The sequence below is a fragment of the Stutzerimonas stutzeri genome (assembly GCF_038561965.1).
Lineage (GTDB): Bacteria > Pseudomonadota > Gammaproteobacteria > Pseudomonadales > Pseudomonadaceae > Stutzerimonas > Stutzerimonas stutzeri_AA.
On record NZ_CP139348.1, the window covers coordinates 4,315,649 to 4,333,410 of the forward strand.

Genomic DNA, 17,762 nt, shown 5'->3' on the forward strand with positions numbered 1-17,762 from the left:
CAGTTCCTCAGGCAATCAGGCGGATATGCAATTGCGGCCATGGGTCTTGGCCCGGTAGAGGGCCTCGTCCGCACGGCGCAGCAGTTGATCGAATTGGTCCATGGTGTCCGGCTCGAGTGCGGCCAGGCCGATGCTCAGCGTCAGATAGGGCGAAACGGCCGAGTCCTCGTGGAGCAGTTCTCGCTCGGCCAGGCGCTGCTGCAAGCGCACCGCCGCGCGCCACGCCGTTTCGGCATCGACGCCAGGCAACAGCACGACGAACTCCTCGCCACCGAGCCGCGCGACCACTTCACCGGCACGGGCGAAGACTGACTTCAGGGTGTCGGCGACCATGCGCAGGCACAGGTCACCCTGGGCGTGTCCATAGCGGTCGTTGTAGCGTTTGAAGAAGTCGACGTCGCACATCAGCACCGTCAAGGGCTGGTCCTGCCGCAAGGCGCGGCGGAATTCGACCTCCTTGATCTCGTCGAACTGGCGACGGTTGGCCAGGCCGGTAAGCGGATCACTACGAGAGAGCTCTTCGAGCTGCACGTTGGCGGCACGCAATTCGGCGGTGCGCTCCTCTACCAGTTCGGCTAGCCGATCACGATGCGCTGCCAGGGCCACCTCGTCCTGATGCTGCCGCTCGAGATAGGCCGAGAGTTTTGCCTGCAGCCCATTGACGCCGCCCTCGAGCATGCTGAGTTCGTCGTGCCGCTTCGGCGAGCGATCGAGACGCAGGCTGTGATCGAGGTTGTCCGGTGTCAGGCGGGTCAGATGCCGAGCGATGCGCCGCACGTGCAGGGTGACGGTGCGGTTGAACATCCACATGATCAACCCGGCCAGCAAAAGCGACTGGATAACCTGCGTAATGATGATATCGGCCACTTCGGCCAGCATTCGCTCCCAGAGCAGCTCTTCGTTGCCTTCCAGCGTCAGCTCCCCGACCGTTTCACTGACGCCGGCGTATGGCTCGTAACTCAGCAGATGCCTCAGCCGCGGCGCGTGGTGTTCGCTCGGCTGTTCGGGACGCTCACGCCGGATGATTTCCGGCTCGCGCCCGGCACGGATGATCTGCAGTTCGACTCGCCCGATGGGCGCGGCCGTCACGACGCTGTCTAGCTGGGTTTGCAGGGCATCGCTGTCCATTTCCCAGATCGCCTTGGCCAGGGTGCTGCGAAACACCTGATCGATCAGCGCCAGTTCATCGTTCATCTCGGCCAGATTGCCCTGCCAGGCCGTCCAGGTACGCAGCCCCACGGTGGCCAGCGTGAACAAAAGGCAGAAGCCCAGGGTGGCCAATACCAGCCGGCGGCCGAGCGAACCGACCGGGCGCGGTGCGGGCTCGCTAGCTGCCGGGGCCGAAGAGCCGTCGTTCATTTCAACCATTTCGCAGCAATCGCATCGTAGCGACCGTCGGCGCGCACACGCTCTAGGGCCAGACGAAAGCGCTCGACCACCTCGTCCGGAGTCTTGCGGCTGAAGGCCATGCACAAGCCTTCAGCACCGCCGAGGTCGTCGAGGTTCAGTTGCGCCACTGCGGTTTCGTCAGGATTCCCGCTGGCCTGCCGCACCAGGTAATGGGCGTTGAGCTCGTTGGATATCCAAAGGTCCACCCGGCCCGCCTTGAGCTTTTCGTAGTTGTGCTCGTATTTGTTGCTCGATTGCAGGTTGCGTCCGATGACGAAACCCTTGTCGACCAGATACTGCTCGCCGACATCCGCTTTCACCGTGGCGATTTGGTAACGCCGGGCGTCATCGAGGCTTTTCAGGTCGAACAGGGTGCCCGGCAGGGAAAACAGGTACCAGCGCGTCGGCGCTATGACGCCGATCCATTTGAACAGCGCTTCGCGCTGGGGGGTACGTGCGATGGAGTAGATCAGCACGTTCTCGCTGTTGAGCGCGATGTCGTAAGCCCGCGCCCAAGGCATCGACTGGATGCGCGCCTCTTCGCCCGCCTCTTCGAGCACGGCCTGCACAACCTCGGTGCCCATGCCGGTCAACTTGCCATCGACGGTCATGTTGTAGGGCGGCAATTCCTCGGTGACGGCGGTGATGGTATGCCCCGCCAGCGCACCCGATACCCAGCACAGCACCAGGGCGGGCAGCAACCTGACAAGGCGAACCGGCGTCGTTTTCATGAGGCAATCCCCAACGGCGCATGGCACCGGGCAGCGAATCAAAGCGCGGCATCGGCGACGCCACCCCTTGCCGTCGGGCAAGTCCCTCTTTTTCGGCGTTCGGCCCTGAAACTTCAACCCCCGGAGCCAAGCCGTGTTTCCCGCAGGCCTATTACCGACGAGTGGTGCGCCGCGCCGATGTCGCCGGCCGCTGCAAGCCGGCCTGGAACATGGCATCGACCGTTACGGCCGTGGCGCCGATTTCGTACCGCAGCGCGGCAAGCCGCGTTGGCTCACCGAGCCGCGCTGGCGAGCAGAACCAACCGGTCAGGCACCCAGAGCCAGCATCGCGAAATTGCCGGTGGTAGAGTCGGCGCTGCCTCTTTGATCACCGGAGAACACATGCGCTCACTGTTCAACGCCATGCTGCTGGCCCTGCCCCTTTCGCTGTCTTCGCTGGCCCTGGCTGCCGAATCGCCTGCCGGCCGCTGGCAGACCATTGACGACGAAACCGGCAAACCCAAGTCCATCGTCGAGATCCAGCAAGCCGGTGACGGCACGCTGAGCGGCCAGGTTGCGCAAATACTCAAGTCGGATCACGGGGCCAACCCGCTGTGCAGTGAATGCGAGGGGGACCGCAAGGACCAGCCCATCACCGGCATGACCATCCTCTGGGACCTCAAACCAGACGGCGAGCAGGCCTGGAGCAACGGCACCATTCTCGACCCGGCGAAGGGCAAGACCTACCGCGCCAAAGCGAAGCTGCTGGATGGCGGCGACAAGCTGGAAGTGCGTGGCTACATCGGCATCGAGGCGCTGGGCCGCACCCAGACCTGGATTCGTCAGTAAGCTCATCGCGCGGCGAAGCCCGGGCAGCTGCGACGGCGACGGCACGGTGCCGCGGCGTCAGGGTCGAATCACTATGGCCTCGACTCCCCAGCGCTCGCGGCAGCGCCCATCTCTTTGCGTTCGCCACCTGCTCTACGCGACGTGGCTGCTACTGCTCAGCCCAATGGCCAGTGCCGACGTCAGACTCCAGGCGGCGCTCGGCCAGGCTGAACGACTCGCGCCGCTGGAAACCCTGATCATCGCCCAGCATGGGGAGGTGATCGCCGAGCACGGATACCGTGGCCACCGCACCACCGCGCCGACCAACATCAAGTCGGCATCCAAGTTGATCATCTCCGCATTGGTCGGGATCGCAATTGCCAAGGGCATTATCGAAGACGTCGAACAGCCCATCGCTGAGCTACTGAAAACAGACTTGCCTGCCAACCCCGACCCGCGCCTGCAGCAGGTAACGGTGGGCAACCTGCTCAGCATGCAGGCCGGACTGGGCTCGACCTCCGGGCGCAACTACGGCGCCTGGGTGGCGAGCCGCAACTGGGTACGTGCGGCCCTGGCGCGACCGTTCGAGGCGGATCCCGGCGAGGCGATGATTTACTCCACCGGCTCCAGCCATCTGCTCTCGGCAATTCTCTCGCGGCGCAGCGGCGAGTCCACGCTGCAGCTGGCACGGCAATGGCTGGCACCACTCGAGGGGTTCGCCATCAGCGCCTGGACGCGCGATCCGCAGGGCATCTACCTGGGCGGCAACGAGATGGCGATGACGCCGCGCTCGCTGCTGGCATTCGGCGAGCTTTACCGTCGCGGCGGGCTTAGCGCATCCGGCGAGCGCTTACTCTCGGCCGACTGGATCGAAGCCTCCTGGACACCACGCACGCGCTCGCGCTACACCGGTCACGGCTATGGCTATGGCTGGTTCATCACCGAACTGGGCGGCGAACCGGTGCGCTACGGCTGGGGTTACGGCGGGCAGATGGTCTACGTGGTGCCCGGGCTCGAGATGACCGTGGTGATGACGTCCCACACCCAGCAACCCTCGAGCGGCGCCCAGGGTCACCGCGACGCGCTGCATCGGCTGCTCGGCGAGATTATTGGTGCGGTTCGAAGCAACACGCAGCCCGCCGAAGCGTAGGTCGCCACCTTGGGCAGCTAACCCCACGGGCCTTCGCTATCACGTCGGCAGGGCGAATATCCCAGGCCCTGACCACAAAGCGCTACTGCCGACGAACGGACCCTCCGCCCAGGCCGCCCTGCTCAAGTTGCCACATGGAGAGTCGATAACCAGGTAATCCATTGCAAGCGCAGTGGGATTGCCAGCGTCTCAAGCCCTGGCCTTAGTCGCCTCTTGAAGCGGGTCGCGTCCATGAACATCAAGCAAAAATTGACATGGGCATTTCTGAGCATCGCATCGGTGCCGGTCATAGCCGTCGCGATCGTCGTCATCCTCAACGTGAGGAGCGATGCACAGAGGCAGTTCATCGACAGCAGCAGTCGCGAAATCCGACAGGTCGAAAACGCCATGAACCTGTTTTTCGAGGGGATCGAGCAGAACGTTGCCTACCTTGCGACCCTGCCCGAGATCGTCGAAGCCCGCGATCTGAAGAACTTCGGCCCGGCGGATGCAGCCTCTACGCCTTTGCCTGAGAGCAATCGCACCCTACTCAGACTGTTCGACCATTTCGCCAAGACCCATCCTTCGACCGCTTATCTATCCCTTGGGCACGCTGATGGCTCCTACGCCGGCTGGCCGGAAGACCCGCGGATGAGCAATTACGATCCGCGTGTACGTCCCTGGTACAAAGAGGCGATGGCGCAACCTGGAAAGATCGTTCAGAGCAGCGTCTATTACTGGGCGGTTGATGATGTCGTCCTGATCAATAGCGGCCACACCGTCACCAACGCTCAAGGCCAGATCGTCGGTGTGTTTGGTCTCGACGTGTCACTCAATCAGCTGACCGATCTGGTCAAGCAGATCAAACTGGGCGAGAGCGGCTACCTCATGCTGGTCGAAAAAGGCGGCAACGTCCTGGCCGACCCCAGCAACCCTGAGCACAACTTCAAGTCGCTTTCAGAACTGGGTGGTGCCTATGCCGAACTGGCCAATGCCAAAGGCCTGCTTGAGGTGGAGATCAACGGCACCACCTACATGGCCAACGTATGGTCATCCGAAGCGCTTGGCTGGCAGTTCATCGGGCTTATCGAGCGTGACGAGGTCATGTCCCGCGCCAACAGCCTGACCCTGCAGATCGCTATCGTTGCTGGCGTGCTGGCAATCGTATTCGCGATGATCGGCGCCGCTTTCGCCGGCCTGATCGTACGCCCGATCCGCAGCGTGGCTGCCGGCCTGGAAGGCATCGCTCAGGGCGAAGGCGATCTCACTCGCAGCCTGGAAGTACGAGGCAAAGATGAAACAGCGATGCTTGCGCGCTGGTTCAATCAGTTCCTTGGTGCCATCCGCGATCTGGTGCAGCACATCAGTAGCGCGTCCACTGCGCTGAGTGGCGCATCCGACAGTGCGACACGGGTGGCCACCGACATGAATGATGCTGCAGAGCGCCAGCGCGGAGCAGTCGAACTGGTGTCGACCGCATTCAATGAGATGGTGGCTACCGCCAACGAAGTCGCACGCTCGTGCAGCGCAGCAGCCACCTCGGCTGATGCAGGTCAGCGCCAGGTGCACGACGGTCAATTTCAGATCGACGAAGCAACCGGTAGCGTCTCTCTGTTGAGCGAGAACCTGCTGCGCTCGACTCACTCGATGCAGGAACTCGAGCAGGACAGCCGCAACATCAACACCATCCTGGACACCATTCGCTCCATCGCCGAGCAGACCAACCTGCTGGCCCTGAACGCCGCCATCGAGGCGGCTCGCGCCGGCGAACAAGGCCGCGGTTTCGCCGTAGTGGCCGACGAAGTCCGCGCGCTGGCCAAGCGCACGGCGGACTCAACCGGCGAAATCGATGGTCTGCTCGGCGGCCTTGCCAAGCGCACACAGGATGTCACCAAGCAAATGCAAAGCAGCCTGGAAATGTCGAAGGCGAGTGTCGAGCGCATCCAGAAGGCACGCGACAGCTTCGAACACATCCGTGGCTCGGTGGATCACATCCGCGACCAGAACGCACAGATTGCAACCGCGGCGGAAGAACAGCACCACGTAGCTGAAGACATCAATCGGCACATCACACAGATTCATGAAGACGCGTTGCTGGTCGAGCAACTGGCGGGATCGGCACAAACCGATTCGCAGCGGCTGTCTGAGCTTTCCGGCGAGCTACACGGTTTGGTCGGGCGCTTCCGTACCTGATGACAGGCTTGAGCCCGGCCGACAAGGTCTCAGCCTTGCGCCAGGCGCAGCAGAGCGGCGCGGTCCAGGCAGCGATAGCGGAACGACGGTCGGCCGATTTGCCCGTAATGAAAGGATTCTTCCAATAGCTGCATGTCGTTCAGGTGCTTGAGGTATTTGCGCACCGAGACGCGCGACATGCCGGTCGCGGGCAGCAGGGTTTCGCTGGTGAAACTATCGTTTTCCAGCGCCAGGATCGCCTGCGCCACCTGTGCCAGTGACGCTGGCGTCAGGCCCTTGGGCAGATCGCCCGGACGGCGAAAATCGACCGTGGCAGGCTGACTGAACAGCCGATCGATATCGCCCTGACCGAGCTGATCGGGCAGGCGAGCCAGCGACTCACGGGCGCGGCGACACGCCTCGATGGCATCGCGAAAGCGCTCGAAGCTGAACGGTTTGACCAGATAATCACGCGCACCGAGACGCTGGGCTGCACGTACCGTCTCGATCTCCGACGCAGCGGTGATCAGCACCGCATCGGTGTTGCGGTCTTGCGCGCGCAGGTGGCGCAGCACGTCGAGCCCGGAGCGATTGCGCAGGTAGACATCGAGCAGCAGCAGGTCCACCGCCTCGCGTTCCAGCGTCTCGAGCGCAGCCGGCACGCTTTCGCATTGGCCGACCAGCTCGATACCGTCAAGACGAGCCAGATAGTCGACGTTCAGGCGCATGACCATCGGATCGTCCTCGACGATCAGTACACGCATGATGTTTTTCATGACGACTCCTGCTCCGCGGCGGTCCGATAGGGCAATTCGACCTCGAACAGGCTGCCGCGGCCCGCTTCGGAATAGACCGCCAGACTGCCACCCCAGGCCTCGACCTGTTCCTGCACAGCGGCCAGCCCTATGCCGCGCCGCTCGCCCTTGGTCGACACGCCACGCTCGAAGATCTGCTCGCGCACGGCGGCCTCGATACCGGCACCGCTGTCCTGCACGTGCAGCGAGAGCAGCGCTTCGTCGTAATTCAGCGTCAGGTTGACCCGTCGCTCGTCCTGCTCGGCCACCGCTTCGAAGGCGTTTTCCAGCAGGTTGCCAAGGATGGTGACCAGGCCGTGAGTCTGCTCCGGCGCCGCGGCTGGCACCGGGTGTTCGACGTCCACCTGAAAGAGGATGCCACGTTCCCGAGCCTCGCTCTGCTTGCCCAGCAGAAAACCCGCCAGCACCGGCTCGCCAATTCCCTCGACCAGCACCGTCGCCGGCGCCAGCTGGTGATCGGCGAGGTCGCGCAGGTAGGCTCGCAGGGCATCCAGGTCGCCCATCTGTGCCAGGCCGAGCAGCACGTGCAGCTTGTTCTTGAATTCGTGCGTTGCCGCCCGCAGTGCTTCGGCGTAGCGGCTGACGCCGGTCAGCTGCTCGGCCAGCGCATTGACCTCGCTCTTGTCGCGGAAGGTGGCGATGGCGCCGATCACGCGGCCCTGATGACGAATCGGCGCGCGATTGGCGAGGATTGCCCGGCCGTTCAGGCTGAACTCCCGATCCAGCTGCTCGGTCGCGCTGGCCAATACCTCGGGTAAACCGCTGGTGGGCAGATATTCGGCAATCGGCCGGCCCAGCGGTGGCTTGCCCAGCCCGGTGCTGACCAGCAACCGTTCCGCTGCCGGATTGACCAGGGTGATGCGCGCCTGCTCGTCGACCGCCAATACGCCCTCGCGCACCGAGGCCAGCATCGCCTGGCGTTCTTCCACCAGCCAAGTGATCTCGTAGGGCTCCAGCCCCAGCAGTACGCGCTTGATATAGCGCGCCAGCAGATGCGCAGCGAGGGCGGTGATCAGCATCAGCGCCAAGACGCCGAGGAGCACGCCGCGTTGATGCGCTTTCAATAGCTCGCCAAGCGAGGCCAGGGTGACCCCGACCGAGACGGCACCGACCACCTCGCCTTCGTCATTCAATACCGAGGCAAACCCGCGGATGCTGCTGCCCAGACTGCCATCGGCACGCGAGGCATAGGTCTCACCAGCCAGTGCGCGGCCTTCGTCATCGCCGCGAAAAGCCTGCCCGACGAGGGCCGGCTCCGGATGCGTCAGGCGCAGGGCGCGCGGGTTCATCACCACGATGAAGTCCACACCCAGACGCTGACGCAAGCCATCGATATCGCGCTGCAGCGGGTTATCGGCACTGAAATCGGCAGGACCGGTGAGGGCCAGCTGCACATCGGCACGCGCTGCAACGCTCTGCGCCAGGTTGGTTACCCGCGAGGCCTGCCCTTCTTCAAGGGTGTCCTGCAGCTGGACGTTGAACAGCCAGAGGGCAAGCGCCAACGCCAGCACCACCATGACGGCGACCAGCAGCGAGATCAGCGTGTTCAGGCGCAAGCGCAAAGCCATCACTCCAGTTCATGTGGCGGACGCTCAATGCGCCGCGCTAGAGGGCCGGATCGAGCCAGCCCTGTGATCGGGGGTCAAGCTCGGCTCCACTTTTTTTAGTTTCGTAATGGTTTTTTAACTTCGCCAAACATTGGCGGCGAAGCATCTCTGCTTAAGGTAGCCGCGCACGGTTGTCCGACCGCGCATTCGCAAACATCACCCGTACGTGCGCCGCCTGGCTGCCACGTTCGAAGGAGTACAACAATGAATCGGACCACGCTGAGCCCTGCCGTGCCTGAAGGCACTCCGAACGTTCCGCTGCTTTCCCAGCGCATCTTCAATCTGCCACTGCCGCTGTTCGCCATCGCCCTGATTGTCATGGCCGCCGCCATCGCCACCGACACCCTGCCTACCGGCATGATCGGCGCACTGCTGGTGATGATGCTGCTTGGCGAGTTGCTCGGTTTCGCCGGCGACCGCCTGCCCATCATCAAGACCTACCTCGGCGGCGGCGCGATCATGGCGCTATTCGGTGCCGCGTCCATGGTCTATTTCGGCTGGTTGCCCGCCGCAGTGACTGATGATGTCGCCAGTTTCATGAAGGGCGGTGGCTTTCTCGACTTCTATATCGCCGCGCTGATCACCGGCAGCATCCTCGGCATGGATGCCAAGGTACTGGTCAAGGTCGGCTCGCGCTACGCGTTGCCTCTGTTGTGCTCGGTACTGTTCGCCGCGCTGTTCGCGATGGCCGTCGGCGCGCTGCTCGGCTTCTCGCCGCAGGACGCAGTTGTGGTCATCGCCATGCCCATCATGGGCGGCGGCATGGGTGCCGGCGCAGTGCCGATGAGCCAGATCTACGAGCAGCTGCTCGGCCAGCCGGCCAGCTACTACATCTCGATTCTGGTGCCGGCGCTGGCGCTGGGTAACGTCTTCGCGATCATCATCGCCGGACTGCTCAACGGCCTGGGCAATCGTTACCCGTCACTGACCGGCAACGGCCAGATGATGCCGGGCGTGGATGTCAGCGACAAGGAAGGCCCGATCACTCTGCCGGCCTTGGGTATCGGCCTGGTTGTAGCACTGAGCTTCTTCGTTGCCGGGCAGATCTTCGGTAAGTTCGTGCCGCTGCACCCTTATGCATTGATGATCGTGCTGGTGGCGCTGCTCAAGGTGAGCAACCTGGTGCCGGAATCGATCAACGACGCCGCCGCGCAGTGGTTCCGTTTCGTTGCACGCAACTGGACGTTCGCCTTGCTGTTCGGCATCGGCGTAGCCTTCACCGACATGGGCCAGGTGATCGATGCCATCTCGCTGACTTACGTGCTGATCGTCTTTGCCGTCGTGGCTGGCGCGGCGTTTGGCGCAGGCCTGGTTGGCCGACTGGTGGGCTTCTACCCCATCGAATCGGCAATCACCGCCGGGCTGTGCATGGCCAACATGGGCGGTACCGGTGACGTCGCGGTGCTGTCTGCCGCGCGCCGCATGTCGCTGATGCCATTCGCGCAGATCTCCTCGCGCCTGGGCGGTGCCCTGATTCTGCTGATCTCAAGCGTCGTGGTGCCGCTTTTCTTTACCTGACCGCCTAGCGTCCGCTCCCATAAAGCCCCGCCCGTCGGGGCTTTCAACTAATCGACGTGGCCGAAACACCCCGGAATGCGCAGCCTTTAGCGCTATCGAAGCATTCTCACGACAAGTTCTGTCGCCTAGCTTTGCCATCATTCAGGCCGTCACGGCAGTGCCATCGCTAACGGAAAGATGGCCAAATGCCATTTTCCGACGTACATTTACCACGGATGTCTGGCGCCTGAGTCCCGACGCGAGCAAGTTCACAAGGCAGTAACATGGCAGAAGCGAAGGATACGCTCCACAGGCAACTCAGCTTGCTCCGTCTGATACCCGAATACCCTCGTTACACCTCTTCACAAACGTTGCGCGACAAGCTCCACGAGCGCGGCTTCAAGGTCGACCTGCGCACCGTACAACGAGACCTGAACCGGCTATCGATACCCTTTTCTCTGATCAGTCAGAACATATCTGGGCGCAATGAATGGAGCCATGCGGAAGGCGCCCCGCTTGATCTTCGCGACATGGACCCTGCCACAGCCCTAGCGCTCCATCTCGCCGAAAGCCACCTGAAAAGCTTGCTGCCGCAGAGCATGTTGGACTTGCTGGGACCGCAGTTCAAAAGGGCCCGAAATTACCTCGACAACCTAAATCAGAACGACCTCGCCCACTGGGCTCGTCGTGTACGAGCGCACCCCAACGGAAAGGCCCTGCTGCCTGCTCATATCGAGACCGGCGTCTGGCAAGCAGTTTCCAGCGCGCTGCTGGAACGCAGGCAGCTCAAGGTCGACTACCTGAGCCGCAGCACGGCCAAGCGCAAGGAACTGCTGCTCCATCCTGCCGGGCTGATCTCGCGCCACTCCATCAGCTACCTGATCGCCAACGTCAATGGCTACGACGATCTGCGTCAGTTCGCGCTGCACCGCATCCAAAATGCCGAGTGCCTGGATGCCGCAGCCCAACAAACCGAATCCCTCGATCTCGACCATTACATCCGCTTCGGCGGCTTCAACTCTTCCTCACCAGTGGAAGAAGTGGAACTGGTCGCTGATGTTTCCCAGCAGATTGCCTGGCTGCTTAGAGAAACTCCGCTGAGTCACGAGCAGAACTTGGAGCCGTTGGCCGGCAGTGACTGGCAAAGGCTGCGCGCAAAGGTGCCCGATGATCAGGAAACGCTGTGGTGGGTGTTTGGCTTGGCGGAAAACGTGCGGGTGCATGAGCCGAAAAGCTGGGCGCAAACCATCAGGGAAAAAACAGCCAGGCTGACGGCCCTGTATGCGGACTGAAAACCGACAGGGCGATCCTGCCGGGAGCTGTTGGGCCGCAGCAAGCAGAACCACGAAATCAGTAGGAAACCCATGGGTATTATCGTTGGCATCGTCGTCTTTCTCATTGCGCTTGGAGTCCTTTCCAGCCTTATCGAGCGTGGCGCGGCATCGCAACTATTGCGCCCTTATATTGGGCTCTTACTGATAGCGGCACTAATCGCCTGCCTGGGTGTGGTTGTTAGCTTCCTGTTCCATGACCTCCAGAGCTTCTTTTTTGTCACCGCCAAGATCGTTGCCGTCTTCGCTTGTGCGGGTCTATGTGTGCACCTGATTGTTGTAATCGTGAGGCGATGGCTATAAGCCTTGGATAAGGACATCCGATGTACAGATCATTCAACTTTCAGACCTTGTCCTCTGGCATCGGCCAAGGTGCGACAGAGGCCAATATCTTCATCCACGGCTACAGCGCAGGGCATAGCTTCGAAGACCGACAGAGCCTGCTAGCCAAGATTCCTGAATCTATAGGCCACTACGCCAATATTTTTGCCTTTTGGGATTCAAGCCATTACTGCCACTTCGACAAGCGGTCGCTCAAGATGATCAGCGCCTCGTCTCGCCTGCATTGGAGTGCTACTCCCGCGTTCATTTTCAGCGACAGGGCGACACACTTCTGGCGCATCCGCCTACGGGCCGAGGAGATGGGCACAGTATTGCTAAAGCAACTGAGCGAATATCTGCGCCGCCATTACCCAGCGATCAAAACCGTCAACCTGATCGGTCATTCACTCGGCGGTCGCGTAGTTGTCAACTGTCTGAAAAGCCTCACCAAGAGGAAGCATCTGGAGGTCAACGACGTGTTGCTGTTAGCCGCCGCAATTGAGGTCAGGCCGGACGAAGCACGACGTATGCGGGACCAGATTAGAGGCCGGCTGATCAACGCCTACTCAACGGATGACTGGACGTTACTGATGCAACTGGATGAAAGCTGCATCGGACGTAACGAGATCGAGTATTTCGAGAATTTCAGGATGAGCAACTTCGGCCACACCCATTACTGGGAGCGCCTATCGGAAGTCTTTGCTCAAACACGCTTCAAGACAGTCACTCCCAGCCAGCCGGAGCACGCCCCAGAAATCGATGGCGGCACGGCTATTCAGACCATGCCTTCCGGGCAGATCGCAAACGAGCACAGCATGACTTTCGAACTGAGCACCCCAAACGATATTTACCAGCGAATCAACGACGAGCTTGCCCGCATTATCGACACTCTGAGCACGGCATCGGATGATAACACCTTGAACGAGGCGCAAAAGGAAGCTCATACGTTCTTAACCCAGTACCAGGAGCAACTGCAGAAGCAACTTGCGGAACTGGAAAAGAATGCCGAGTGGGAAAGGTTCACCATTGCCTTCTATGGCGAGACGGGTGCGGGAAAATCTACCCTCATTGAAACCCTGCGTATTCTTTTGCAGGAGCCCAGCAAAGTCGCTAGCCAGCAGAAATTCCGCGAACTGAAAAGCCAATACGACCTGAGCGAAGAGAACCTGCAACGACTGCAACAAACCATAGTACAGGCCGATGCCCACCTCAGCGAGTTGGCGCAGCAACTTAGCGCCACACTGCGACGCTACGAACAACCACAGCGAGAAGCACTGGCCGCCATCGAGCAGGCCGATATCCACTTCAGTAAGCAGAAGCAGCAGCTCAGTGCCGCACTTCGTCAGCATGAACAATCGCACAACGACACCCTCGGCACCGTCGCAAAGCTTCAGGCTCTGATTACCGAGCGCAAAAAAACCGCCTCCCTCTGGCAGAAAATACTGAACCTTTTCAGAAAAATGCCAGAAGAAATGGAGCTGGCCCAAGCCACAGTGATGCTCTCGGAGGCCGTTACAGCTCGCAACAACACCGCCGCTAGCCTGCTCGCCGAACAGCAACAGGCCGAACAAGAGCGATTTGGCCTGCAACGACAATTGACAGAAATTGCCACACAGCGCGACAACGCCAGCGCGCTATTGATCGAACAACAGGCCGAGGCCGAACACAACCAGCACATTCTCAGCCAGCAGCTCCAAGAAGCTGAAAAGCAACGAACGCAATTGCTGGAAGATCTCCAGAAACATGCCGATGGTGAAATCATTGGCGATGGCCGGGCCGATTTCACCCGACAAACCCAGCACTACAACTTTGAATTGGCAGGCCAGCCTTTCACCCTACTGGACGTGCCAGGCATCGAGGGCAAGGAGGGGCTGGTGCTCAGCGAGATAGAACGCGCCGTTCAGACCGCCCACGCGGTGTTCTACGTCACCAACCAGGCTGCACCACCCCAAACTGGCGAGGGCGAGGAACAGCGCAAAGGCACGCTGGAGAAGATCAAGGAACACCTAGGTTCGCAAACCGAGGTGTGGACGATCTTCAATAAGAAGATTACCAACCCCAAGCATTCGCTGACCGACCGCCCACTCACATCCAACGACGAGAACGCCAGCCTGGCCGGATTGGACGAGAAGATGCGCGAGCAGCTTGGCGCGCACTACCGGGAAGTATTCCCACTCACCGCGCTGCCCGCCTTTCTGGCCTCGACCGACCACTTTTCGCCGGACTCACAGCACACCAAGCGCCGTGACAAGATGCTAGCGGACTTCAGCGCCCCGGATTTGCTGGAGAAGTCCCGTTTGCAGAGCTTCGTGCAGCTGCTTGGGAGCAAATTGCTTACGGATGCCAAGGCCAAGATAACCCGTGCCAACTTCAACAAGGCCAAGGAGGCACTCGATCAGACTAGTCGAATACTGAATGGCGAGCAGCGCAAACTTGCCGAGCTATCGGAACGGCTCGACCAAGACGGAGATAGCGCCAAGAGCCAGCTAAACAGCAGCTTCCTGGCCCTGAAACAGCGCATGGCGACCGAAGGCGAAACTTTGATCGACAACTTCGCCAGTAATGTGCGCAACAAGGTGTATGCACTTATCGAAGACGATATCAGCAGCGACTACTTCAAGGATTCACTCAGGAGCAAGATCGACGCCGAACAAACCCATCTGAGCGGACAGCTGCCAAAAGTCCTAGGCAAAGAGGTCGAGCGTTTTCAGAAAGACGCTGAAGACATAATTAAACGCTTCGAAAGCCAGGCAAAAGAACTGACGGCCATTTACAGCAAACTGGGCAATACCAAGCTCAACGATAAGTTCGACTTCAAGATAAAAATCGACAACGGAATAAAGGTTGCAGGTTTGGTGGGCGGGCTTATCGGCTTGGCGATGGCTCCTTTCACAGGTGGCGCGAGCTTGTGGTTAGTGGGTGCTTCAGCTCTTACCGTACTTGTTTCTTTCGCTAAGGCTCTATGGGGCGCTTTCAGCACGGATTACAAAAAGTCTCAACAGCGCAAGTCGACAGACGAAAACTTGCGCAACGTCACCGAACAATTGCGCGATTCACTCCGTGATGGACTAGACGATGCTTTGCCCAAGATGCAGCAGATCATCAGCCAGATCGAACAAGCCATCGAAGCCCCAGCCAAGCAGGCTGCCACGCAAGTGCAGGCACTTGCCCAGTCGGGCAACCAGCTACAAGCCCTCTCCCATCAAATCCACAACGCAGGAAAAAGGTAATGGAAAATACCCTCGGCACCTTCAAGGTCCAGCAGGAGCACGCACTGGGACTGCTCGGCAAACTGCAACGCTTCCTCGGCCAGGGCGCAGAGGCAGGCGTGCCCATCGATCCAGCTGTAAATAGCAAGTTATTGAACGCCATCACCAGCGTATCTGGCGAAAAACTCAAGGTAGCCCTGATCGGCGGCTTTTCTGAAGGCAAAACATCGATCGCCGCAGCCTGGATGGAGAAGCTGGACAAATCGACGATGAAGATCAGCCACCAGGAGTCTTCCAACGAGGTAAAGGTTTACGAAGTTGGCAACGACATCGTGTTGATAGACACCCCAGGGCTGTTCGGCTTCAAGGAGCAGAAGAACGCCGAAACCCACGCCATCGAGAAATACAAAGAAACCACCAAAAAATATGTGAGCGAGGCTCACTTGGTGCTCTATGTAATGAATTCGACGAACCCCATCAAGGAAAGCCACAAGGACGATCTGACTTGGCTGTTCCGCACTCTTGATCTATTACCTCGTACCGTTTTCGTACTCAGCCGCTTCGATGAGGTGGCTGATGTGGAGGACGATCAGGACTACCGAATTAACTTGCAAGTCAAACGTGACAATGTAACGGGTCGCCTGCGCGAGCTGGTCGGATTGAACGATCAGGAGGTTGCCGAGCTGTCCATCGTGGCCGTGGCTGCCAATCCATTCGATCTGGGCGTGGAGCACTGGCTGAACCACATCGAACAGTTCAAGTCGCTATCGCATATCTCTAATCTGCAAATGGCCACCACCGAGAAGATCCAGCAGAACGGTGGGAGTGCCGCCCTGGCGAACGAGATGCGCACCAGCGTGATCCGTGATGTGCTCGACAAACAACTGCCCGTTGCTATCGAAAACGATCAGAAGGTCTCCCAAGAGGTCGCCAAGCTCGGTGAACTCAACGCCCGCCTGACAAACCAGCTGGGTGCGACAGGCCGACAAATTGAAGATGCGCGCATCAGCCTGCGCGAGTTCGCCATGCGTTATTTTTCCGACCTGATCCTGCAGGCCAAAGGCTGCAGCATGGATACTTTCTGTGACTTCTTCGAGCGCGAAGTTGGTGCCGAAGGCATCATCGTGTCCAGTCGTCTGCAAAACGAATTCAGTCGCCAGACCCAATCAATCACGTTCGAAGTGGAAAAAATGCGAGTTGGCTTCGATAGCGAGGTCAACCACTTCAACACCACCGTCAAGGCGCTGGGAAAGCAGGGCATCAATCATGTGCTTAAAGGCAACCTGATCAATAACACCACGGTAATCGCCGCTCGCGACGGCATCGCCGCTGCTGCAAAGACGGTGGGTATGGATATTGGCAAGTACCTGAAGTTCAAACCCTGGGGCGCGGTGAAATTAGCCAAGGGCGCCAACGGTGCGCTAGCGTTTTTGGGCGTAGCCATTGAGGCCTGGGATAGCTGGGACCAGTACAAGCGCGAAGCAGCCTTTAAAAAAGCGGTCACGGACATCGTCGAGAATTTCGAGAAACAACGGCACGATTTTCTCGATCTCATCAACTCCGAACGCTTCCAGCAAGATTTCTTTCCCAGCTATTTACTGCTCAAGGAGCAACAGCAAGAACTGCAAGGCAACCTACAGGAAAGCGCTGAGCGGCAGCAGCGCTTCGAGGCATGGCGCACCGAGGCGGAGGCTATTGATGCGGAATTCAGAAGGCTAGAATAAATTCGCTAGCGCGCTCGCAGCCGGGATTTTGCGGGCGCTTCAACTTACACCTCACCCCACCACCGGATAACAAGCATCCCCCCACAACGTACCCGGATTATCTATCATCAGCTCGTTGATCACCGGTACCAGCTTGCCCAGCAAACCCACACAGTCGCGCAATTGCTGGCGATTGACCGAACCGTCCCAGATGGCCCCGCCGTGGATTAGTTGGTTGCGCAGCGTATAGAGGCGGTTGGATAGCACGCCTACCAATATCGGCATATCACCGCTGGCCAAGGCTTGCTGAGTAGCCCGCTTGCCTGCGGAGAAACGGCTTTTCCAGCAGCCTCGTCGATTTTACCGCTCTGGTGATCCCATAGGTCTGGAACACGTAGGGGTTGTTCAGCAGCATGCGGATGCTGCCGGAGAATTCCTGCCAAACCAGTGCATCGAGGCGTCTTTCCTTGTCCAGCGCGCAAAGCTTTTCCAGATAGACTGAATGTTTGCTGTTCGGATAGTCGCTGCTGCTCATCGATTTCAGTGGCGTAGGGGGCGCTGAAGGCGATCCAAAGAAAGATGATGTCCCTCGATATCTTCCACCCGTTCGGCCCGGCCAAGCCAGCTCAACGCGCGGTGGACACGCAGGCGCAAATTAGAATGCGGGTTTTCACGTTCCTGTTGGTGAAACTGTTTTAAGCCTGGAATTGCATACTGCCTTTTCGTGGAATGATGGCAGAGCCATAGCAGAGCACAACGATGAAACTCATCTGCAAATATCCTTCTGAGCAGCGGCGACAAACTCTGTCGTGCGCTTGAGGCACAGTCTGCAGCAACCCGATGCTGGAGCCCGCAATGCCAATGCCACCATGTCCCCGTACATTCACCTGCCACGCGTGTGGCTGGAAGCGCACTACTCTTCCGCTCAGCGATTGCCTTGTGGAAGGCCGCGACTGGTTTTGTAACTGCCCCGAGTGCCAGCACAGCGAACTGGCAACCCGGCCGGCAACCCAGGCCGAAATCATGAAGAAGCGGCTGGCCAATTTTCTGC

General features: G+C 59.8%; 12 protein-coding genes and 1 pseudogene. 8 read left to right on the forward strand and 5 right to left on the reverse strand.

Going from position 1 to position 17,762, the window contains the following annotated elements; translation table 11 throughout:
- Window positions 1-15 precede the first annotated feature (15 nt).
- Together SM130_RS20025 and SM130_RS20030 are read right to left on the reverse strand one after the other, a co-directional pair.
- Window positions 16-1,359 (reverse strand): GGDEF domain-containing protein, encoded by a 1,344-nt coding sequence (locus tag SM130_RS20025; protein ID WP_102826414.1) that lies wholly within the window; start codon window positions 1,357-1,359, stop codon window positions 16-18.
- Window positions 1,356-2,120: a substrate-binding periplasmic protein gene (locus SM130_RS20030; RefSeq protein WP_102826415.1), complete on the reverse strand. Its 765-nt coding sequence runs from the start codon at window positions 2,118-2,120 to the stop codon at window positions 1,356-1,358. Before SM130_RS20030 ends, SM130_RS20025 begins: the two co-directional genes overlap by 4 nt.
- A 381-nt stretch (window positions 2,121-2,501) precedes the next feature.
- Here SM130_RS20030 and SM130_RS20035 point away from each other — a divergent pair, with 381 nt between their 5' ends.
- The 3 genes from SM130_RS20035 (at window position 2,502) to SM130_RS20045 (ending at window position 6,249) form a co-directional block, all read left to right on the forward strand.
- The gene (locus SM130_RS20035) at window positions 2,502-2,948 is read left to right on the forward strand and encodes a DUF2147 domain-containing protein (RefSeq protein ID WP_102826417.1); all 447 of its coding nucleotides are present in this window, start codon (window positions 2,502-2,504) and stop codon (window positions 2,946-2,948) included.
- 73 nt (window positions 2,949-3,021) lie between these two features.
- Window positions 3,022-4,077, forward strand: coding sequence for a serine hydrolase domain-containing protein (locus tag SM130_RS20040; protein ID WP_219725301.1), 1,056 nt, complete (start codon window positions 3,022-3,024; stop codon window positions 4,075-4,077).
- A 231-nt stretch (window positions 4,078-4,308) separates the two neighbouring features.
- Window positions 4,309-6,249: a methyl-accepting chemotaxis protein gene (locus tag SM130_RS20045; protein WP_102826419.1), complete on the forward strand. Its 1,941-nt coding sequence runs from the start codon at window positions 4,309-4,311 to the stop codon at window positions 6,247-6,249.
- Window positions 6,250-6,278: 29 nt separating this feature from the next.
- On the opposite strand, the gene SM130_RS20050 is transcribed toward SM130_RS20045, so the two are convergent.
- Entirely contained in the window at window positions 6,279-7,004 is a 726-nt protein-coding gene (locus SM130_RS20050) for a response regulator (protein WP_102826420.1), read from the reverse strand.
- Window positions 7,001-8,605 carry a DcuS/MalK family sensor histidine kinase gene (gene dcuS / locus SM130_RS20055; protein WP_102826516.1) on the reverse strand — a complete coding sequence of 535 codons (1,605 nt, stop codon included), beginning with the start codon at window positions 8,603-8,605 and terminating at the stop codon, window positions 7,001-7,003. Before dcuS ends, SM130_RS20050 begins: the two co-directional genes overlap by 4 nt.
- A gap of 249 nt (window positions 8,606-8,854) precedes the next feature.
- Here dcuS and SM130_RS20060 point away from each other — a divergent pair, with 249 nt between their 5' ends.
- The 5 genes from SM130_RS20060 (at window position 8,855) to SM130_RS20080 (ending at window position 16,732) form a co-directional block, all read left to right on the forward strand.
- Complete coding sequence (locus SM130_RS20060) at window positions 8,855-10,168, forward strand: 2-hydroxycarboxylate transporter family protein (protein ID WP_102826421.1); 1,314 nt, start codon at window positions 8,855-8,857, stop codon at window positions 10,166-10,168.
- Between the two features lie 263 nt (window positions 10,169-10,431).
- Window positions 10,432-11,439 (forward strand): helix-turn-helix transcriptional regulator, encoded by a 1,008-nt coding sequence (locus SM130_RS20065; RefSeq protein WP_102826422.1) that lies wholly within the window; start codon window positions 10,432-10,434, stop codon window positions 11,437-11,439.
- A gap of 72 nt (window positions 11,440-11,511) precedes the next feature.
- Window positions 11,512-11,781 (forward strand): hypothetical protein, encoded by a 270-nt coding sequence (locus SM130_RS20070; protein ID WP_102826423.1) that lies wholly within the window; start codon window positions 11,512-11,514, stop codon window positions 11,779-11,781.
- Window positions 11,782-11,801: 20 nt separating this feature from the next.
- A complete protein-coding gene (locus SM130_RS20075) occupies window positions 11,802-15,029 on the forward strand; it encodes a DUF726 domain-containing protein (protein WP_102826424.1) in 3,228 nt (1,075 codons plus the stop codon).
- Entirely contained in the window at window positions 15,029-16,732 is a 1,704-nt protein-coding gene (locus SM130_RS20080; protein ID WP_102826425.1) for a LeoA/HP0731 family dynamin-like GTPase, read from the forward strand. Before SM130_RS20075 ends, SM130_RS20080 begins: the two co-directional genes overlap by 1 nt.
- Window positions 16,733-16,783: 51 nt before the next feature.
- On the opposite strand, the pseudogene SM130_RS20085 reads toward SM130_RS20080, so the two are convergent.
- Window positions 16,784-17,419 (reverse strand): annotated as a pseudogene (locus tag SM130_RS20085) (hypothetical protein).
- Window positions 17,420-17,762 lie beyond the last annotated feature (343 nt).

Bases quoted from the DNA above. Each gene is read 5' to 3' on its own strand.
- SM130_RS20040 (WP_219725301.1), top strand. From the start codon at position 3,022: ATGGCCTCGACTCCCCAGCGCTCGCGGCAGCGCCCATCTCTTTGCGTT.
- SM130_RS20035 (WP_102826417.1), top strand. From the start codon at position 2,502: ATGCGCTCACTGTTCAACGCCATGCTGCTGGCCCTGCCCCTTTCGCTG.
- SM130_RS20030 (WP_102826415.1), bottom strand. From the start codon at position 2,120: ATGAAAACGACGCCGGTTCGCCTTGTCAGGTTGCTGCCCGCCCTGGTG.
- SM130_RS20080 (WP_102826425.1), top strand. From the start codon at position 15,029: ATGGAAAATACCCTCGGCACCTTCAAGGTCCAGCAGGAGCACGCACTG.
- SM130_RS20065 (WP_102826422.1), top strand. From the start codon at position 10,432: ATGGCAGAAGCGAAGGATACGCTCCACAGGCAACTCAGCTTGCTCCGT.
- SM130_RS20025 (WP_102826414.1), bottom strand. From the start codon at position 1,359: ATGAACGACGGCTCTTCGGCCCCGGCAGCTAGCGAGCCCGCACCGCGC.
- SM130_RS20050 (WP_102826420.1), bottom strand. From the start codon at position 7,004: ATGAAAAACATCATGCGTGTACTGATCGTCGAGGACGATCCGATGGTC.
- SM130_RS20075 (WP_102826424.1), top strand. From the start codon at position 11,802: ATGTACAGATCATTCAACTTTCAGACCTTGTCCTCTGGCATCGGCCAA.
- SM130_RS20060 (WP_102826421.1), top strand. From the start codon at position 8,855: ATGAATCGGACCACGCTGAGCCCTGCCGTGCCTGAAGGCACTCCGAAC.
- SM130_RS20070 (WP_102826423.1), top strand. From the start codon at position 11,512: ATGGGTATTATCGTTGGCATCGTCGTCTTTCTCATTGCGCTTGGAGTC.
- SM130_RS20045 (WP_102826419.1), top strand. From the start codon at position 4,309: ATGAACATCAAGCAAAAATTGACATGGGCATTTCTGAGCATCGCATCG.